General features: G+C 71.5%; 18 protein-coding genes. 13 read left to right on the forward strand and 5 right to left on the reverse strand.

The annotated features are described in order from the left end of the window. Window positions 1-31 precede the first annotated feature (31 nt). The 5 genes from ahcY (at window position 32) to ACH54P_RS36740 (ending at window position 3204) form a co-directional block, all read left to right on the forward strand. The gene (gene ahcY / locus ACH54P_RS36720; protein ID WP_489907882.1) at window positions 32-1504 is read left to right on the forward strand and encodes an adenosylhomocysteinase; all 1473 of its coding nucleotides are present in this window, start codon (window positions 32-34) and stop codon (window positions 1502-1504) included. A gap of 101 nt (window positions 1505-1605) precedes the next feature. After that, a complete protein-coding gene (locus ACH54P_RS36725) occupies window positions 1606-1893 on the forward strand; it encodes a FitA-like ribbon-helix-helix domain-containing protein (protein WP_489907883.1) in 288 nt (95 codons plus the stop codon). Next, entirely contained in the window at window positions 1887-2336 is a 450-nt protein-coding gene (locus ACH54P_RS36730; protein WP_489907884.1) for a type II toxin-antitoxin system VapC family toxin, read from the forward strand. The genes ACH54P_RS36725 and ACH54P_RS36730 overlap by 7 nt, the downstream gene beginning before the upstream one ends. Further along, window positions 2333-2671, forward strand: coding sequence for a VOC family protein (locus ACH54P_RS36735; protein WP_489907885.1), 339 nt, complete (start codon window positions 2333-2335; stop codon window positions 2669-2671). The genes ACH54P_RS36730 and ACH54P_RS36735 overlap by 4 nt, the downstream gene beginning before the upstream one ends. A gap of 134 nt (window positions 2672-2805) precedes the next feature. Next, window positions 2806-3204: a YjdF family protein gene (locus tag ACH54P_RS36740; RefSeq protein WP_489907886.1), complete on the forward strand. Its 399-nt coding sequence runs from the start codon at window positions 2806-2808 to the stop codon at window positions 3202-3204. A 244-nt stretch (window positions 3205-3448) separates the two neighbouring features. Here ACH54P_RS36740 and ACH54P_RS36745 read toward each other — a convergent pair whose 3' ends face one another. After that, window positions 3449-4447, reverse strand: a complete 999-nt coding sequence (locus ACH54P_RS36745) for a hypothetical protein (protein ID WP_003085563.1) — start codon at window positions 4445-4447, stop codon at window positions 3449-3451. Between the two features lie 247 nt (window positions 4448-4694). On the opposite strand from ACH54P_RS36745, the gene ACH54P_RS36750 reads away from it, so the two are divergent. The 3 genes from ACH54P_RS36750 to ACH54P_RS36760 all read left to right on the forward strand — a co-directional run bounded on the left by ACH54P_RS36750 (window position 4695) and on the right by ACH54P_RS36760 (window position 6847). Continuing rightward, a complete protein-coding gene (locus ACH54P_RS36750) occupies window positions 4695-5279 on the forward strand; it encodes a papain-like cysteine protease family protein (protein ID WP_489907887.1) in 585 nt (194 codons plus the stop codon). Next, window positions 5276-6031: a hypothetical protein gene (locus tag ACH54P_RS36755; protein WP_489907888.1), complete on the forward strand. Its 756-nt coding sequence runs from the start codon at window positions 5276-5278 to the stop codon at window positions 6029-6031. The genes ACH54P_RS36750 and ACH54P_RS36755 overlap by 4 nt, the downstream gene beginning before the upstream one ends. A gap of 183 nt (window positions 6032-6214) precedes the next feature. Further along, the gene (locus ACH54P_RS36760) at window positions 6215-6847 is read left to right on the forward strand and encodes a dTMP kinase (protein ID WP_489916848.1); all 633 of its coding nucleotides are present in this window, start codon (window positions 6215-6217) and stop codon (window positions 6845-6847) included. On the opposite strand, the gene solA is transcribed toward ACH54P_RS36760, so the two are convergent. The 3 genes from solA to ACH54P_RS36775 form a co-directional block, all read right to left on the reverse strand. Then, complete coding sequence (solA, locus tag ACH54P_RS36765; RefSeq protein ID WP_489907889.1) at window positions 6836-7966, reverse strand: N-methyl-L-tryptophan oxidase; 1131 nt, start codon at window positions 7964-7966, stop codon at window positions 6836-6838. The two genes, ACH54P_RS36760 and solA, sit on opposite strands and share 12 nt — an antisense overlap. Further along, a complete protein-coding gene (locus ACH54P_RS36770; RefSeq protein WP_489907890.1) occupies window positions 7963-10029 on the reverse strand; it encodes an FAD-dependent oxidoreductase in 2067 nt (688 codons plus the stop codon). Before ACH54P_RS36770 ends, solA begins: the two co-directional genes overlap by 4 nt. An 87-nt stretch (window positions 10030-10116) precedes the next feature. Beyond that, window positions 10117-10566, reverse strand: coding sequence for a hypothetical protein (locus tag ACH54P_RS36775; RefSeq protein ID WP_489907891.1), 450 nt, complete (start codon window positions 10564-10566; stop codon window positions 10117-10119). A 64-nt stretch (window positions 10567-10630) separates the two neighbouring features. On the opposite strand from ACH54P_RS36775, the gene ACH54P_RS36780 reads away from it, so the two are divergent. Continuing rightward, on the forward strand, window positions 10631-11599 hold the full coding sequence (locus ACH54P_RS36780; RefSeq protein WP_489907892.1) for a helix-turn-helix transcriptional regulator: 969 nt from the start codon (window positions 10631-10633) through the stop codon (window positions 11597-11599). 219 nt (window positions 11600-11818) lie between these two features. Here the strand turns inward: ACH54P_RS36780 and ACH54P_RS36785 are convergent, their stop codons facing one another. Beyond that, window positions 11819-12604, reverse strand: coding sequence for an IclR family transcriptional regulator (locus tag ACH54P_RS36785; protein WP_489907893.1), 786 nt, complete (start codon window positions 12602-12604; stop codon window positions 11819-11821). Between the two features lie 165 nt (window positions 12605-12769). Here ACH54P_RS36785 and ACH54P_RS36790 point away from each other — a divergent pair, with 165 nt between their 5' ends. The 4 genes from ACH54P_RS36790 (at window position 12770) to ACH54P_RS36805 (ending at window position 17379) form a co-directional block, all read left to right on the forward strand. Further along, window positions 12770-13084: a bifunctional 3-phenylpropionate/cinnamic acid dioxygenase ferredoxin subunit gene (locus tag ACH54P_RS36790; protein ID WP_489907894.1), complete on the forward strand. Its 315-nt coding sequence runs from the start codon at window positions 12770-12772 to the stop codon at window positions 13082-13084. 134 nt (window positions 13085-13218) lie between these two features. After that, window positions 13219-13896, forward strand: coding sequence for an MtrAB system response regulator MtrA (mtrA, locus tag ACH54P_RS36795; protein ID WP_489907895.1), 678 nt, complete (start codon window positions 13219-13221; stop codon window positions 13894-13896). A gap of 7 nt (window positions 13897-13903) precedes the next feature. Beyond that, complete coding sequence (gene mtrB / locus ACH54P_RS36800; protein ID WP_489907896.1) at window positions 13904-15628, forward strand: MtrAB system histidine kinase MtrB; 1725 nt, start codon at window positions 13904-13906, stop codon at window positions 15626-15628. Next, window positions 15625-17379 (forward strand): LpqB family beta-propeller domain-containing protein, encoded by a 1755-nt coding sequence (locus ACH54P_RS36805; protein WP_489907897.1) that lies wholly within the window; start codon window positions 15625-15627, stop codon window positions 17377-17379. Before mtrB ends, ACH54P_RS36805 begins: the two co-directional genes overlap by 4 nt. Window positions 17380-17961 lie beyond the last annotated feature (582 nt).

A 17961-nucleotide genomic window follows, 5' to 3' on the forward strand; every position in this document is an offset into this window, starting at 1 on the left:
GGTGTCATCGAGTCTTGGAGGAATCGCCACTATGACCCCCGAAAGCGTTGCCAAGCGGCACGAGACCCGCAACGGCATCGAATTCGCCGTCGCCGACCTCGATGCCGCCGAATTCGGCCGCAAGGAGATCCGCCTCGCCGAGCACGAGATGCCGGGATTGATGGCCCTGCGGCGCGAATACGCGGAGGTCTACCCGCTCCGCGGGGCGCGCGTCTCGGGCTCGCTGCACATGACCGTGCAGACCGCCGTGCTGATCGAGACCCTGGTCGCCCTGGGCGCGGAGGTGCGCTGGGCCTCCTGCAACATCTTCTCGACGCAGGACCACGCGGCGGCCGCGGTCGTCGTCGGCCCGCACGGCACGGCCGAGGAGCCCAAGGGTGTCCCGGTCTTCGCGTGGAAGGGCGAGTCGCTCGAGGAGTACTGGTGGTGCACCGAGCGGATGCTCACCTGGGACGGCGAAGGTCCCAACATGATCCTCGACGACGGCGGTGACGCCACCATGCTGGTGCACAAGGGCACCGAGTACGAGAAGTCCGGCGTCGTCCCGACCCCGGACGAGAACACCTCGGACGAGTTCCGCGTGTTCCTCGAGCTGCTGCGCACCTCGGTGGCGGCCGACACCGGCAAGTGGACCAAGATCGGCGAGGGCATCCGCGGCGTCACCGAGGAGACCACGACCGGCGTCCTGCGCCTCTACCAGCTGGCGGCGGCGGGCGAACTGCTGTTCCCGGCGATCAACGTCAACGACGCGGTGACGAAGTCGAAGTTCGACAACCGCTACGGCATCCGCCACTCGCTGATCGACGGCATCAACCGCGGCACCGACGTCCTGATCGGCGGCAAGGTCGCGGTCGTCTGTGGCTACGGCGACGTCGGCAAGGGCGCGGCGGAGTCGCTGCGCGGCCAGGGCGCGCGCGTCATCGTCACCGAGATCGACCCGATCTGCGCGCTGCAGGCGGCGATGGACGGCTACGCGGTCCGCAAGCTCGAGAGCGTGCTGCCCGAGGCCGACATCATCATCACCACCACCGGCAACAAGGACGTCGTGCTGGTGGAGCACATGGCGAAGATGAAGCACCAGGCGATCCTCGGCAACATCGGCCACTTCGACAACGAGCTCGACATGGCCGGCCTCGCGCGCTACCCGGGCATCCGCCGCGTGAACATCAAGCCGCAGGTCGACGAGTGGGTCTTCCCGAACGGCAACACGATCATCGTGCTGTCCGAGGGCCGGCTGCTCAACCTGGGCAACGCGACCGGGCACCCGTCGTTCGTGATGTCGAACAGCTTCTCCAACCAGGTGATCGCGCAGATCGAGCTGTTCACCAAGCACGAGGAGTACGACAACGAGGTCTTCCGCCTCCCGAAGAAGCTCGACGAGAAGGTCGCGAAGATCCACCTCGACGCCTTGGGTGGCGAGCTGACCAAGCTGACCAAGGAGCAGGCCGAGTACATCGACGTCGACGTCGAAGGCCCGTTCAAGCCGGAGCACTACCGGTACTGAGTTTCTGCAGGTGAGGGCCGCCCCGACAGTGTCGGGGCGGCCCTTTTGTTTCGCGCTTGCGACAGTGATAGCACGAATGGGTGACGTGTTATCATGGAGTCGTGAAACAGTTGATCACGAGGATCGACGACGAGCTGCACGCCCGGCTGAAGGCACGAGCCGAAGCTGAGGGGCGCAGCATGAACGACCTGGTCACGGAAGCGTTGAGGGGCATTGTGGCGAAGACCGAAACACGCGCGGAATGGAAGCGGCGGCTGATCGCCGAAGGCAAGGTCGTGCACGTGGAGCCACCGGCTCGCGTGCCGACCCTGGACGAGCTCGAAGAGCTGACCCGGGGTTGGGGTACGGCAGTGAGCGAAGCGCTCGACTGGACCCGAGGGGAGTGGTGACCGTGCTGTACGTCGACACCAGTGCACTGGTCACGGCCTACCTGCGGGACGAGCCGGAGCACGACAAGTTCCGCAAGCTGCTCCTCGAGGGTGATGCTCCGGTGGTGAGCAGCGACTTCACCCGCATCGAGTTCGCCGGTGCCATGACGGCCGCCAAGCGGACCGGCCGGATTCCCGATCCCGGGGCCGTGCTGGCGCACTTCGATCACCTCGCCTCCCCGGACGGGGACCTGGTGCTCATCCCGTTCGACCCGAGCCGGGTCATTCCCGCCGCCCGGCGGCTGGTCACCGAGAACTACCCGGTGCGCACCCTCGACGCGATCCACATCGCGGTCGCGATGCACTCCACGGCCGAACTCACCGGTGGCGAGCCGGTCACCTTCGTCACCCGTGACGAGCGCCAAGCCGACGCGGCCAAGGCCAACGGGTTCGAGGTGCTGTGACCGATCTCTTCGCCGGCATTGCCGTCCGCGACTACGCCGGTGCCCTGGCCTGGTACGAAAAGCTCTTCGGCTCGCCGCCGACGTACGTGGTCAGTGACACCGAGGCGCTGTGGGAGGTCACCGGACACGGCTCGATCGTCGTCGAGTCGCGGCCCGACCGGGCGGGGCACGCCTTCCACACCCTGTTCGTCGACGACCTCGACGAGCGCGTCGCGGGCATCTCCGCGCGGGGCATCGAACCCGCCGATCGCGAGACCTACGGCAACGGTGTGCGCAAGATCATCTACCGCGACCCCGAGGGAAACGAGCTCGGCATCGGCGGCCCTCCCGCGTAGACTCACCGGCGTTTCTTGGCTTCACGAACCTCACGGCCCGGTAGGTAGTCCGGGCGGTCCTGAAGGACTCGTTGACTCCCTACACGGGGAAACCGGTGACGCCAGGCTGATCCGTCACGCCTGGAGGTTTCCCGATGAGCGGGGTGTTCACGCTGTACCACGACGGCCGGTTCTGGGTCGGCGTCTACGAGATCCACGAAGACGGCCTGGTCCGGGCCGCCCGCCACATCTTCGGCGCCGAGCCGAACAACGCGGAACTGGCGGCCTTCGCGGCCGGCCGCGACTTCGTGCGTCTCGCCGACGAGGCGCGCAAAGCCCCGCCGGTCCCGGCCGAGCCGCACCGCAAGCGGCTCGCGAAGAAGGTCCACGACGAGGTGGGCATCGGAACGGCGGCCCAGCGCGCGTTGCGCGACGCGGTCACCGAGCGAGCGGCAGAGAACAAGGCGGCCCGCAAACGCCGCGCGGCCGCCGAGGCGACCCGTCGCCGAGCCCTGGCCCGGGCGAAGTCCCGAGCCAAACACCGCGGCCACTAGCGGAGAGATGCCCGCCCAATCACACGAGATGCTCCACCAATCACGCGAGATGCCCCGCCAATCACACGAGTGACGCCCCCAATCACGCGAGTTCCGGCCCCCATCACGCGAGTCACGCCTCTGAGAACGCGAGTTACGTGATCGGGCAGGTATCAGGCGTGATTGGGCGGGCATCGAGCGTGATTGGGCGGCATCACGCGTGATTGGGCGGGCATCGCGCGTGGTCAGCGGGGCATCACCGCGGTCAGTTCCACTCCACCGCGACCCCGGCCAGCCCTGGCCCGGCGTCGCTGAAGAACGCGCTGCTCACGCCGCCCATGTCGCACGCCAGCTCCTCCGCCACCACCGGCAGGGCGTCGTCCCGAGCCCGCACCTGACGCGTACACCGGGCCGGCAGCGCGTTGCGGTCGAACCTCAGCTGGACCAGGTAACTCGCGCACCGATCGCGCAGCATCCGGTAGTACCCCGGCGACGCCGACCCCGAGTCGTCGCGGACCTCGAAGCAGAACACGTGGATGTCGCCCTCGGCGAGCTTGCGGTCGAACAGCAGCTCGGTCGCCATCGTGTCCGCGTCCGGGTTGCGGCGCATCCGGCCCACCCGGCAGCCCTCGTCGGTGATGAGCTCGACGTCGTCGATGCGGCAGCCCGGGTCGCCGTTGTACACCGTCAGGTACCGGTCGGGGCCGTGCCGGCGGGCGCGCGTCACCAGCCGCGTGCGCAGGCTGACCTGGCGGTGCTCGGCGTCGAACGTGATCGTGTCGTGGACCGACAGCAGCTCGAGGTCGGCGTTGTAGTGGTTCGACGACGGGTACGCGCCGAGCTCGGCCAGCAGGTCCTCGACGATCGACCCCATGTCACCGGAACGCAGGTCGTGGAACGACGCCGCCGGCTGGTGGCCGCGCCGGACCAGTCGCGGCCCGATCAGCACCACCAGGGCGTCGGCGGGCAGCTGGAGGACCGATTCCAGGGCCCGGACCGCCGGCAGCGCCTTCGGCACCTCGGGCTGACGCAGCCCGCGTTGCCAGTAACTGAGCGTGGACTGTCCGATTTGGACCCCGCGCAGGGCGAGGTGGGCGCGCAGGCGTGCCAGCGAGAGCCCCCGGTAGGCGATCGCCAGCCGCAGCGCGTGGTGGAACTCGCCGGTGCGGAGCGCCTCGGTCAGCTCTTTCGGCAGCTCGGCGACCGATGCCCGGGTCGTGCGGGCGCCATCGATGATCAGTGGGAGGTTCCCGTCTTGTGCCACCGCTCGTCCCTTCACCCGACCAGTGTGTGCGCTGGGCGTGAACACCGCGGAACGTTCACGTTAGCAGCGTAGAGTGGCCGTGCCGACCCCCGTTCAGGGTGGTTGGCCACGTAAGGGTGACTGTTCCGCGTTCCGGCTATGACCCGGAACGGTCCGTTCATCCAGATGGCGTTCTTGCTCCGGGTGACCGCGTTGTTCACCGTTGTGACCACCGCTGGTTCGCCCACTCCTCCGCAGGAGGCCGTCTGTGCAGGTGAAGTCGAGCCGGGTTCACGCCGTACTGGCCGTGAGCCTGATGTTGTGCCTGGTCGCGCCGGTCACCGCCGGAGCCGCGCCCGGAGTGCCGCCGACCTACCTCAACCGGATCACGATGCAGGAGCAGCAGAAGAACCAGTGGTGCTGGGTGGGCGCCGGCAACACGATCGCGGCCTACCACGGCGCCGGCGTCAGCCAGACGCAGTTCTGTCGCCTCGCTCACAGCGACACGGCCGAGACCGGCCAGGACTGCGCGAACCTGCCCGGCACCCTCGCCGACCCGCAGCGCGCCTTCGCCCGGCTCGGCTTCGGCTCGCCGGGCCGGTACCTGGACCGGCCCATCTCCTACGCCGCGATCCGGACGCAGACCGCGGCCGATCGGCCGGTCGCGACCCGCGTCGGCTGGCGCTCGGGCGGCGGCCACGTGAACGTCCTCTACGGCTACGACACCAGCGGCGACTGGGTGTACTGGGGCGACCCCGGGCCGGCCAAGCGCTACAACTGGTCGACCTACGGGTACTACACGCAGAACTCGTCCTTCACCTGGACGCACACGCTCACCGGGATCGCCCGATGAGCAGGCGGGTGCTGGTGCTCGCCGTGCTGACCGGCGCGGCGCTGCTGATGACGGCACCGGTGTCAGGCGCGGCCCAGGCCGCCGGCATCAGCAGCGCCGACGCCGTGGCGGCCCGGAGCGCGGCCGCCGGGTTCCAGGACGTCCTGGTCCGCTTCTTCGCCCAGGCGCCGGGGGCGGGGGCGCCGGTCTCGGTGCGCATCGAGCCGGACGCCTACGCCGTCTACGACCTGTCGCCGGACTTCGTCGCGGGCAAGCCGGGCGCGGCGCCGGGTGAGTTCGCCTACTTCGCCGTCCCCGCGCGGGCCTCCGACGGGCGGACCGCGACGCTCTGGTCGGTCCGCGGCCCCGACGGCGCCTGGCAGGTCGGCAACATCGCCTCGGGTGACGTCGAGAGCGCGTACGCGCGGAAGCTGCCGCCGGGTGCCCAGCTGCTGCACGAACCCCAGGTCGACGCCTGGTACGCGGTCCGCGACGGCCGGGTGAAGTCGCTGACGGAGAACAAGGCGGTCACCGTCGCCGACTACCAGCGAACCGTCGGAGCCCGCTACGCGGACAAGCTCCCCGGTTCGGCCTACGCCCGCGACGGCGAGGCCGGCGGCTACGACGCCACCTCCGAGGTGATGCCCCGCGGCGACGGCGGCCCGTCGCCGTCCAGCCACGACACCGGCTGGGTGCCGCTGCTGATCCTCGTCGGCGTGCTGGCGGTCAGCGGCGCCGGCTACGTGCTCCACCTGCGGCGGAACCCCGCCTAGACGAACCGGCGGGCTCGGCGTCGATCCCCGTCCACCGAGCCCGCCGGTCCACCACCGTCACTGTGCCGATCGGTACTGATCCGACCACAGTCACGGCCGAATGACTTCGCGGCGACGGTCGCGTGCGGAGCGGGGGATCGGCCTGCTGGCCGGATCAGTACTGTGACGCCCGTGGGTCGACTGGTGGTCATCGAAGGGCTCGACGGCGCGGGCAAGCGCACGCTCACCGACGGGCTGACGGCGGCGCTGCGCGCCAAGGGCGCGAGCGTGGCGAAGCTGGCTTTTCCGCGCTACGGCGAGAGCGTGCACGCGGACCTCGTCCAGGAGGCGCTGCACCGCGGGCACGGCGACCTCGCCGACTCGGTGTACGGCATGGCCGTGCTCTACGCGCTGGACCGCAGCGGAGCCGCGGACGACATCCGCGCGCTGCGGGACGCGCACGACGTAGTCCTGCTTGACCGCTACGTCGCCTCCAACGCCGCCTACGCGGCCGCGCGCCTGCGGCAGGACGCGGCCGGCGAAGTCGTGAAGTGGGTGTGGGAGCTGGAGATCGGCCGCTTCGGCCTGCCCCGCCCGGACGCGCACCTGCTGCTGCGGGTCGCGCCCGAGGTGGCGGCTGAGCGCGCCGAACGCCGCGCGGAGGCCGAGACCGGCCGCGAGCGCGACGCCTTCGAAACCGACGACGCCCTGCAGCAGCGCTGCGCGGCGGTCTACGACGAGCTGGCCGCGTCGGGCTGGCTGGCGCCGTGGTACGTCCTCGACGGTGTCGCGGGCGTCGACCTCGAAGCGCTGGCGACGTCGCTGCTAGGGCAGTAGCCGCGCGGGGTCGAACCGGTCGATCGGGTGGGCCGTCCCGCCGTCGACCACCAGGTCCGCGACGATCTCGCCGACCACGGGGGCGAACTTGAAGCCGTGGCCGGAGAACCCGCAGGCGAGCACCACCCGCTCCTCGGCCGGGTGCGGCGCGAGGACGAAACTCTCGTCGGCCGTGTCGGTGTACAGGCACGTCGCCGCGCGGAGGAACTCGCCGGGCAACGTCGGGAGGTGCCGCTTCACCGCCGCGGCGATCTCGTGGACCTCTTCGCCGGACACGGTCCGGTCGATGCCGTCCGGGGTGCAGACGCGGCCGCCGCTGTGGAACGCGACCTTCACCCCGTTCGCGGGCCCGTTGTGCGCCGGGAAGCCGTAGAACGTGTAGCCGTGCCTTTCCCAGATGTACACCGGATGCCGGAGGAACGGCGAAATCCCGCCCGCCGGCGCGAACCAGTACTGCACCTGCCGCCGGACGGTGAAGGCGACGCCGAGGTCGCGCAGCAGCTCGGCGGCCCACGCGCCGGGGCACAGCACCAGCCGCTCGGCCGTGTAGTAGTTGTGCGACGTCCCGACGCGCACCCCGCCGGCCGTGGTGCTCCAGGTGAACACCTTCTCCTCGTGGTGCAGTTCGGCCCCGCACCGCGCGGCGAGCTGCAGGTGCGCGGCGACGCTGCCCTCGGGCGACACCAGCCCGGCGCCCGGCTCGTACAGCGCGACTTCGTCCGCGGACGGCGTCATGGTCGGGAACCGGCGGCGGATTTCCCCGGCGTCCAGCAGCTCGTGCGGGATGTCGAAGGCGCGAGCCGAGGCCACGCTGCCGGTGATCGTGCGCGAATCCGCCGTGCCGACCATGATCCCGCCGCAGCGGGTGAACAGCCGCCGTCCGCTGTCGCGCTCGAGGCCGTCCCACAGTTCGTGGGCCCGCAGCAGGAGCGGCACGTACTCCGGGCCTTCGAGGTAGGCCTGGCGCGTGATCCGCGATCCGCCGTGGCTCGACCCGCGGTTGTGCACCGGCGCGAACTGGTCGATGCCGAGCACCCGCTGCCCGCGCCGCGCCAGCCGGTACGCCGCGGCGCTGCCCATCCCGCCGAGGCCGAGCACGATCACGTCGTAGTGCGTCACGCCACCCTCCCCGGGACGCGGCTGCCGAAGTGCTCGATCTCCACCGGTGTCCCGGAACCGCTGTACTCCACGGGAAGCCAGGCGCAGGCGAGAGCCTCGCCCCGGGTGTGGCCGTACCCGGCGCTGGTGACGTACCCGGCCGGGCGGCCTTCGACGTACACGGGTTCCTTGCCCAGCACCACTTCCGCGGTCACCAGCCGGGTGGACCGGCGGCTCACGGTCGCCTCGGAGCGTCCCGCCAGCGCGTCGCGGCCCAGGAAGTAGCCCTTGTCCATCCGGACGGCGTGCCCGAGCCCGGCCTCGTACGGGTCGTGCTCGGTGGTGAAGTCGACGCCGGGGGTGCGGACCCCGGCTTCCCGCCGCAGCGACGTGTACGCCTGGTGGCCGGCGACGGCGACGCCGAGTTCCCGCAGCGTGTCCCACAGGCGGCGGCCGAAGTCCGCCGTCGTGTGCAGTTCCCAGCCGGGTTCGCCTACAGTGGACAGTCGCAACGCGACGACCGGGACGTCGCCGACGAAGGTTTCCTCGGCGGAGAAGTCCGTTGTGGACAACTCCGGCAGGACTTCGGGGGCCAGCGGCCCCCACAGGCCGACGCAGCACGTACCGGGCGTGGTCTCGTGGATCTGCGCGGTGCCGTCGCCGGGCAGGTGCCGCCGCAGCCAGTCGAAGTCCAGGCGCCCGCCGGCGCCGACGTGGAACCGGTCCTCGCCGAGCCGCGCCACGGCCAAGCACCCGCGCACCCCGCCGTCCTCGCCGAGCAGCAGCGTTTCGGTCACCGTGCCCGGCGGCTTCGCCAGGTCGCCGGTCGTCATGGTCTGCAGGAAGGGCAGCGCGCCGGGGCCGGTGACCGCCAGGCGCGGCACCGGAGTCAGATCGAACATCGCGACGCGCTCGCGGGCCACGCGCGCTTCGGCGGCCACGGTTTCGCCGGTCCCGTACGACTCCGGCCGCGCCCAGCCGCCGTCCGGGGAGAAGGACGCGCCCAGTGCGGCTTGCCGTTCGTGGAAGGGGCTGGACCGCACGGGTTCCGCGGTGAACCGGGCCGACGGCGCGAACCGGGCGAGGTCGCAGCCGTGCAGGGCCAGCGTCGGCTGCCCGTCGACGAGCCAGCGCGCCAGCTCGCGCGCGACTCCGGCGGAGTGTTCGGCCCGGACGGCTTCGGCCACCCAGAAACCGTCGAGCTCCGGGTGCTCGCCGAGCAGCGGCAGCCCGTCCGGGGTGCCGGGGAGCAGGACCGTCGTGGTGGTCGCCGCCTTGGCGTCGCGTAGCGCCGGCACCAGGTCGGCGGCCACGGCGACCCCGACGCCGAGCCGGTCGACGTGCTCGCGGACGTACATCCCGGTGTCGAGGTGACGCAGCACCGGCTTGCCCGCCTGCACGTGTTCGTCGTTGTGCCCGGCCAGTTCCGGCAAGGGTGACGTCGTCGTGTACTCGTGGGTCAGCGGCACCCGCGGCACGCTCAGGCCGACCAGCTTCCCCGCATCGGCGCACGACACGACGACGTCGGCGCGCAACCGCCCGGCCGCGGTGACGACGCCGGTCACCCGCCCGCCCGAGCGGTCGATCGCCACGACGTCCTCGGCGACGAACCGGGCGCCCCGGTCCTTCGCCCGCCGCGCCTGGGCTTCGGCCGCGCGGCGCGCGTGGAGCAGACCGTCGCCGGGGACGTGGAGCCCGCCGAGCACCCGGGTCGCGTCGAGGAGCGGGTGCAGGTCGGCGCACTCGCGGGGCGTGCGCAGGTAGCCGCGCACGCCCCACGACGTCGCCCAGCCGTGGCGCTGCTTCAGGTCATCGAGCCGCTCCGGCGTCGTCGCGACTTCGAGGCTGCCGACCGGGTTGAAGCACCACTCGCCGTTGAGGCCCCCGTACTTCTCGACGGTGTACTTCGCGAACTCCGTCAGCGTGCGGTCCGCGTCGGTCCGGAACACCAGCCCCGGGACGTCGGCCGGGTCGCCGTCGCCGAGGACGGTGACGTCGGTCCAGCCGCGCTCGGTCAGCTCGTCGGCGAGCGCGCAGCCGACGAGGCCGGCGCCGAGGACGACCACCCGGGGCCGTGCTGCCATGCGTTCCCTCCGGGCGACGAAGTTGCGTCTTCGGCAACAACGTGCGTGATGCGAGACGCGGTGTCAAGCGCCCGAAAAGGTGCCCGCTCAGGCCCGGGCGAACTCCATGACCCAGTTGGCTTCCCAGGTCCTGCCGCCGTCGGCGGAGAACTCCTGCTCCCAGCGCGGCGTGACCGTCTCGATGCCGGTCCACGCGTAGTGCACCTTGATCGGCGCGCCTTCGTGGGTGTCGTCGCCGTAGAAGTCGCCACGGCCGCCGGCGAAGGTGCCGACGACCGGCGGCTGGAGCACCCCGGTCCGGCTGTTGGCCCAGTACAGCGACCACTCCTCGCGCTCGACGTCGAAGAGGCGGAAGGTGCAGCCGCGGCTGCCGAGGGTCGGGAAGACGATCTCGTCCACGTTGCCGCCGCCCTCGAAGAGCGACCAGCAGGTCGTCGTGCCGGGGAAGACGTCCCAGTCGTCGCTGCCGGCGAACGGCTCGCCGAGCCGCCGGTTGGTCACGGTCCAGGAGCCGATGAAGAAGTCGAAGTCGTTCATGCCGCCGATCCTGGGGCGCCACCACTGACACCTTCTGTCAGTGGTGGCTGGCAGACTCCGCCGGGTGCGCGCGAGCCGGCTGGTGGCCCTGTTGCTGTTGCTGCAGAACCGCGGCCGGATGAGCGCGTCGAAGCTGGCGGCCGAGCTCGGCGTGACCGCGCGGACCGTGTACCGGGACGTCGAAGCGCTCGCCGCCGCGGGCGTGCCGATCTACGCCGAGACGGGGCCGGACGGCGGCTACCAGCTGATGGACGGCTACCGGACCCGGCTGACCGGGCTGACCGCCGGTGAAGCCGGGTCGCTGTTCCTCACCGGCCTGCCGCAGCCGGCCGCCGAGCTCGGCCTGGGCGCCCAGGTGGCCGCCGCCGAGCTGAAGCTGATGGCGGCGCTGCCGACGCCGTACCGGGACGCGTCGGTGCGGATCCGGCAGCGGTTCCACCTCGACGCGCCCGGCTGGTACCGCGAAGCGGACCCGGTGCCGCAGCTGCTCGCGGCCGCGGAGGCGTTGTGGCAGGACCAGGTCGTCGAGGTCCGGTACCGCCGCTGGTCGCCCCGCCCCGGCGTGGTGACGCGGCGGCTGCGCCCGCTCGGCCTGGTCCTCAAGGCGGGCGTCTGGTACCTCGTCGCCGGGCCGCGCGTGCGCACCTACCGCGTCGCGAACATCGAAGAACTGCGCCCGCTCGACGAGCACTTCACCCGGCCCGACGGCTTCGACCTGGCGGAATTCTGGCGTGCGAACGTCGAAAGCTATGAGGAGAGCGAAGCGGCCGACACCGCTGTCGTCCGGTTGTCACCCGCGGGAATCGCCGCCCTGCCCGAACTCCTCGGCCCGAAGGCCGCGCGGCTCGCGACGCGCACCCTCGAACCCGCGGACGCCGAAGGCTGGCAACGCGCGACGATCCCGTTGGAGAGCGTCCCCCACGCCGCCGCGGGCCTGCTGCGGCTCGGCGCGGACGCGCAGGTGCTGGCGCCCGCGGAGCTCGTCGCGCACCTCGCGGAGACGATCCGCGCGATGGCCCGGCTGTACCCCTAGTGGTCTCTGGAAGAGGGGGAACGGACACGGAACCCCTGGTCGTTGCCGTCGGCGGGAGCCACGAACCCGGGCGGTTTTACCCCGCTGCTGCTCGTTTTCGCGCTTCTGCCCGGGCGTTGGCGCTCCGGCAAAACCAGTGCCCGCCCGGCGCGGGGCACCGGTCAGGACGTCGGCGTCACCAACACCCGGGCCGCGCCTGATCGCGATCCGGCTGTACCCCTAGTCCCGGAAGTAGCCCAGCTGCGCGGAAAGTTCGTCCGCCGCTTCGGTCATCGGGCGCACGATCTGCTTCACCCGCTGCTTCGAAAGGCGGTACGACGGCCCCGACGCGCTCATCGCGGCGACGACGTCCCCGCCCGGGCCGCGGATCGGCACGGCGACCGCGTGCATGCCGAGTTCGAGCTCCTCGTAACAGGCCGCGTAGCCGTCTTCGAGGACGCGCTCCAGCTCGGTCAGCAGCTCTTCCGGCTCGACCGTCGTGCGCGGCGTGTACTGCTCCAGCTTCCGCTTCAGCACCCGCTTGCGCTCGGTTTCCCCCATGTACGCCAACAGGATCTTGCCGCTGGACGTCGCGTGCAGCGGCGTGCGCTGGCCGGTCCAGTTCTGCGTGGTGATCGCCGCCGAGCCGCGGGCCTGGCTGATGTTGATCGCGACGCCGTCGTCGGCGATGGCGATGTTCACCGTCTCGCCCAGTTCCTCCGCGAGCGACAGGCAGCTGGCGCGGCCGAGCTTCGCCAGGTCCATGCGCCCCGTCGCGGCGCCGGCCAGCCGGACGATGCCGAAGCCGATCGCGTACTTCCCGCGTTCGCCGAGCTGCTCGACCAGCCCTCTGGACTCCAGGACGCTGAGCAGCCGCGACGCCGTCGACTTGTGGACGCCCAGCTCGCCCGCGATTTCGGTGATGCCGGTTTCGCCGTTGCGGGCGAGCAGCTCCAGCACGCTGATCGCGCGGTCGACCGACTGCACCTGGCTCTGTGTTGCGTTGCCCGAGTCCTGGTTCCGCATAGCGCAACAGTATCCGTTTCGCCCCGTTGCTATCGGCTGAGTGGGCGAATCTCTTGACGACGCCGCCGGGCGAACCGGATTGTTGCGCAGGAAGCGCAGCGTCGCGCAATGCGCAACTTTCACGCACCACCCCGATATCCCGTCAGTCGTTGCCCGGAGGCCCCGATGATCCGCGCCTGCGCCGTTGCCGACCTGCCCGAAGGCGAAGCCCTCCGCCTGGACGGTCCCGTCCCGATCGCGGTGTTCCACACCGAGGACGGCTTCTTCGCCGTCGACGACACCTGCACCCACCAGGACGCCTCGCTCGCCGACGGCTGGCTCGAAGGCTGCTTCGTCGAGTGCCCGCTGCACGCGGCGCGGTTCGACCTCCGCACCGGCGTGCCGGCCTGCCTGCCGGCCAAGGCTCCCGTGCGCACGTACCGCGTGGTCGTCACCGACGGCGTCGTCCACGTCGACGCGCCGGTCCCGGCCGTTCCCTGAGCTCGTCACGCGGGTCCGCAGCGGCGGTTACCGGCACCCGGATGGAGCAGGCACCCGTCGCGATCTTGATCTTTCTGGTGGTCAAACACGCGGGTCGCGCGTGCGGGCATCGGAACTAGTGCGAATATGTGGACATGAAGGCACGTGTTCTCGTGGTCGACGACGCCCCCGCCCTCGCGGAGATGCTCACCATCGTGCTCCGTGGGGAGGGGTTCGACACGGCCGTGGTCGCCGACGGCTCACGCGCGCTGCCCGCGCTGCGTGAGCTGAAACCCGACCTCGTCCTGCTCGACCTGATGCTGCCCGGGATGAACGGGATCGACGTCTGCAAGGCGATCCGCGCCGAGTCCGGGGTGCCGATCGTCATGCTCACCGCCAAGAGCGACACCGTCGACATCGTCCTCGGCCTGGAGTCCGGCGCGGACGACTACGTCGTCAAGCCGTTCAAGCCGAAGGAGCTGGTCGCGCGGGTCCGGGCCCGGATGCGCCGCACCGAGGCCGAACCCGCGGAGTCGCTCACCATCGGCGACCTGGCGATCGACGTGCCGGGCCACGAGGTCACGCGCGAGGGCAAGGCCATCCCGCTGACCCCGCTGGAGTTCGACCTGCTGGTGGCGCTGGCCCGCAAGCCGCGCCAGGTGTTCACCCGCGAGGTGCTGCTCGAGCAGGTGTGGGGCTACCGGCACGCGGCCGACACGCGGCTGGTGAACGTGCACGTCCAGCGGCTGCGTTCGAAGGTCGAGAAGGATCCGGAACACCCCGAGGTGGTGTTGACCGTTCGCGGCGTGGGGTACAAGGCCGGCCCGCCGTGATCACTCGATGACCCTCGCGACCGGCAGACGGATCCCCGCGTTCGCGCGTACGACGGCACGCCTGGTGCGGCGTGTCGTCGTTTTCGCGCGCCGTCGCGCGGTCGCGTTCAACGAGCTGTGGAAGCACTCGCTGCAGTTCCGCGTCACCGTGTCGACGCTCGCGCTGTCCTCGGCCGTCGTGTTCGTGCTGGGCATGGTGCTGCAGAACCAGATCACCGAGCGGCTGCTGGACACCAAGCGCGACGCCGCGATCACGCAGACCCGCGCGGCCGCGGACACCGCCGCCGGTGAGCTGGTCGGCCTCGGCGGCGAGACGCCCGACGCGATGCGCAACCGGCTCCAGAACGCGCTGAAGAAGATCGCGATCACGCCGACCAGCCAGGACGCGGCCGGCTCGGCGGCGGGCACGTTCGTCCCGGTGCTCGCCAACGGCGGCCACGACCAGTCCCGCGACGCGCCCGTGTCCGCCGGGCCGTTCGAGAACGTGCCGCCGCGGCTGCGCCAGTTCGTCGAAGCCAACGAGATGAGCTGGCTCGAGCACACCGTCACCGACGTGGACGGCGGGCGCACGACGTACCTGATCGTCGGCACGCCGCTCAACACCGTCGCCAGCCCGCTGCAGCTGTACCTGCTGTTCCCGCTGACGACCGAGCAGAACACCGTCTCGACCGTGCAGAACACGCTGCTGGTCGGCGGGCTCGTGCTGCTGCTCCTGCTGGCCGGCATCACGAACCTGGTGACCCGGCAGGTGGTGCGGCCGGTCCGCTCGGCCGCCGCGGCGGCCGAGCAGTTCGCCGGGGGTGATCTCGACCAGCGCCTCGCCGTGCTCGGCGAGGACGACCTGGCGAAGCTCGCGGTGTCCTACAACGAGATGGCCGCCAGCATCCAGCGCCAGATCCGCCAGCTCGAGGAGTTCGGCGGGCTGCAGCGCCGGTTCACCTCCGACGTCTCGCACGAGCTGCGCACCCCGCTGACCACCGTCCGGATGGCCGCGGACGTGCTGCACGCGTCCCGCGAGCAGTTCCCGGCCGGGCTCGCGCGCTCGACCGAGCTGCTGGTCGACGAGCTCGACCGGTTCGAAGCGCTGCTCGGCGACCTGCTGGAGATCAGCAGGCTCGACGCCGGCGTCGAGGAGCTGGCCGCGGAGTTCATCGACGTCCGCCCGATCGCCACCCGCGCGGTCGAGCAGGTGCGGGTGATCGCCGGCAACGCGGGCAGTTCGGTGGAGCTCGTGCTGCCCGACGAGGAGGTCGTCGCCGAGGTCGACGCCCGCCGCGTCGAGCGGATCCTGCGCAACCTGCTCGCCAACGCCGTCGACCACAGCGAGGGCAAGCCGGTCGTGCTCACCGTCGCGGCGAACGAGACCGCCGTCGCCATCACGGTCCGGGACCACGGCGTCGGCCTGCGGCTCGGCGAGGCGGACCTGGTGTTCAACCGGTTCTGGCGCGCCGACCCGTCGCGCAACCGCCGCACCGGCGGCACCGGGCTCGGCCTGGCGATCAGCCAGGAGGACGCGCGCCTGCACGGCGGCGAGCTCGACGCCTGGGGCGAACTCGGCCACGGCGCCTGCTTCCGGCTCGTGCTGCCGCGGCGCCAGGACGTGCCCGCCGGCGACCCGCCGCTGGTCCTGCCGCCGCCCGACCGCCTCGCGGGCGAGGTGCCGCTGGGGGTCATCGACGTCACGCCGGCACCTGAGGCGATCTTCGCCGAACGTGAGGGAATCGGGCAGTGAAACAACAGGCTTTTCGGGGGTCCGGGGCGCGGCGCCGGCGGTCGCGGCTCCTGCCCGCGGCGGTGGGCCTGGTGCTGCTGGCCGGCTGTGCCAACGTCCCGCTGGAGTCCCAGCCCGTGGTCGTCTCCGGCGAACGGCAGGGCCAGGGCTCGGGTGACGTGGTGCCCGAGCCGGAGCCGGGCATCGACCCGCTGACGCTGGTCCGCGACTTCGTCGGCGCGACGCTCAAGCCGGGGCAGAACAACGCGGCCTCCCGCGCGTACCTGGACGACGCGGGCCGCGCGAGCTGGCGGCCGAGCCGCAGCCTGACGATCATCCAGAACACCTTCGGCACGGTCTACGACACGAACCCGCAGCCGGACCCGAACACGCTGGTCGTCAACGTCCGCGGGATCGACATCGGCACGCTCGACCAGAACAGCGCGTTCGTGCCGGACTACAGCTCGGCGCTGCTGCAGGTGAAGGTGCGCAAGCAGGCGAACGGCCAGTGGCGGATCGTCGACCCGCCCGCCGACCTGTACGCGACCGAGTCCGACTTCAGCGAGAACTACACGCCGGTGCCGGTGAGCTTCTACTCGGAGTCGGCGGCGACCTTCGTCCCCGATCGGCGCTACGTCGTCGCGAAGCCGCAGTCGGGGCTGCCGGGCCGCGTGATGGACCTGCTGGTCACGGGGCCGTCGACGAGCCTGGCGGGGTCGGTGAAGAACCTGCTCGGCGAGCCGGTCGAGATCGACACGAACGTCAAGAGCCTCGACGACGGGACGCTGGTCGTGCCGCTGACCGGGCTGACGGGCGTCCCCGACGACACCCGGAAGCTGATCGCGGCGCAGATCGTCCTTTCGCTCCAGTACGTCACGTCGGCGCGGATCCGGATCCTCGCCGACGGCGCCCCGCTCGTCGCGAACCACCCGGACTGGCGGCTGAGCGAGCTGCCGGCGTACGGCGCTTCGCTGTCGCCCAGCCTGGAGCTGCCGGGGCTGATGACGGTCGGCGGCCGCGTCCGCTCCCTCGGCGACGGCGCGCCGATCGCCGGCCCGGCGGGCAACGGCGGCTACGACGTCGTGAGCGCCGCCCAGTCGATCGACGGCAAGCGCCTGGCGGTGGTGGAGCGCGCCGAGGACGGCCGGGTCCGGCTGCGGATCGGCGACCTCGGCCACGAGCTGCCGATGGTCACCCTCGGCGGCACCACGCTGAGCCGCCCGACGTGGCGCCCCGGCACCGGCGAGGTGTGGACGGTGGTCGACCAGTATTCGGTGGGCCGGATGGTGGTGGGCCCGAACGGCCAGTGGACGCCGTTGTACGTCAACGCCACGGACCTGACCCAGCAAGGCGGCATCACGGAGCTGCGCTTCTCCCGCGACGGCGCCCGCGTCGCCGCGGTGATCAACGGCCAGCTGTGGGTGGCCTCGGTGGTCGGCGGCGGCGATTCGGTGTCCCTGCGCGAGCCGCGGCACCTCCAGCCGCACGACCTCCAGGACGTCGTCGACGTCGACTGGGTGGCCCAGGACAGCCTGGTGGCGGTCACGAAGTCGACGTCCCAGCCGGTGGTCCGCGTGACGGTGGACGGCCAGCGGATGGACGCGTTCAACAGCTCCAACCTCACCACCCCGGTCCACGGCGTGACGGCGGCCCCCAGCCGGCCGATCGTGGTGGCGGACACGAGCGGCCTGTGGACGGCTTCGGTCCTGGGTGAGGTGTGGCGTCCCCAGGGCCACACGATGAAGGACGCGGATCCCTTCTACCCGGGCTGATCTTTTTCACCGGTTCGGGTGACGTCCGGACGTTCGAAACTGTCGGTGCCGGTCGTGACACTGTCCGTGTGCTGAAGAAACTGCTCGATCTCCTGGTCCCGAGCCGCTGCGCCGCGTGCGGAGCCCGCGGGGCGCCGTGTTGTGCCCGGTGCGAGGGTGTTTGGGGTTCGGCTTCCGAAGTGGTCCGCGGGCCGACGGCGGGGTTGGTGCGGGTGTTCGCCCTGGCCCGGTATCGCGGCGTCGGCCGGCGGTTGTTGATTGCGTACAAGGAGCGGGGGCGGCGGGATCTGGCGCCGTCGCTGGGGCGGGCGTTGGCGGAGGCTTTGGTTGTGCTGCCGTTGGGGGGAACCGGTACCGGAACCGTTCCCGCGGCGGGGCAGCGGAGAGCGCTCTCCTCGGCGGCGGCGGTTCGGAGGGGTGACTCCACTCCGGCGAGTTCCGGGCGGGTGGGTGGCTTCGCTCCCGTCACCTCGGCGGGTTCTGGGCGGGTGGGTGGCTCGGTTCCCGTCACTCCGGCGGGTTCCGGGCGGGTGGGTGGCTCGGTTCCCGCCGCCCCGGCGAGTTGTGGGCTGGTGGGTGGCT

The organism is Amycolatopsis sp. N2S4-7 (assembly GCF_058119595.1).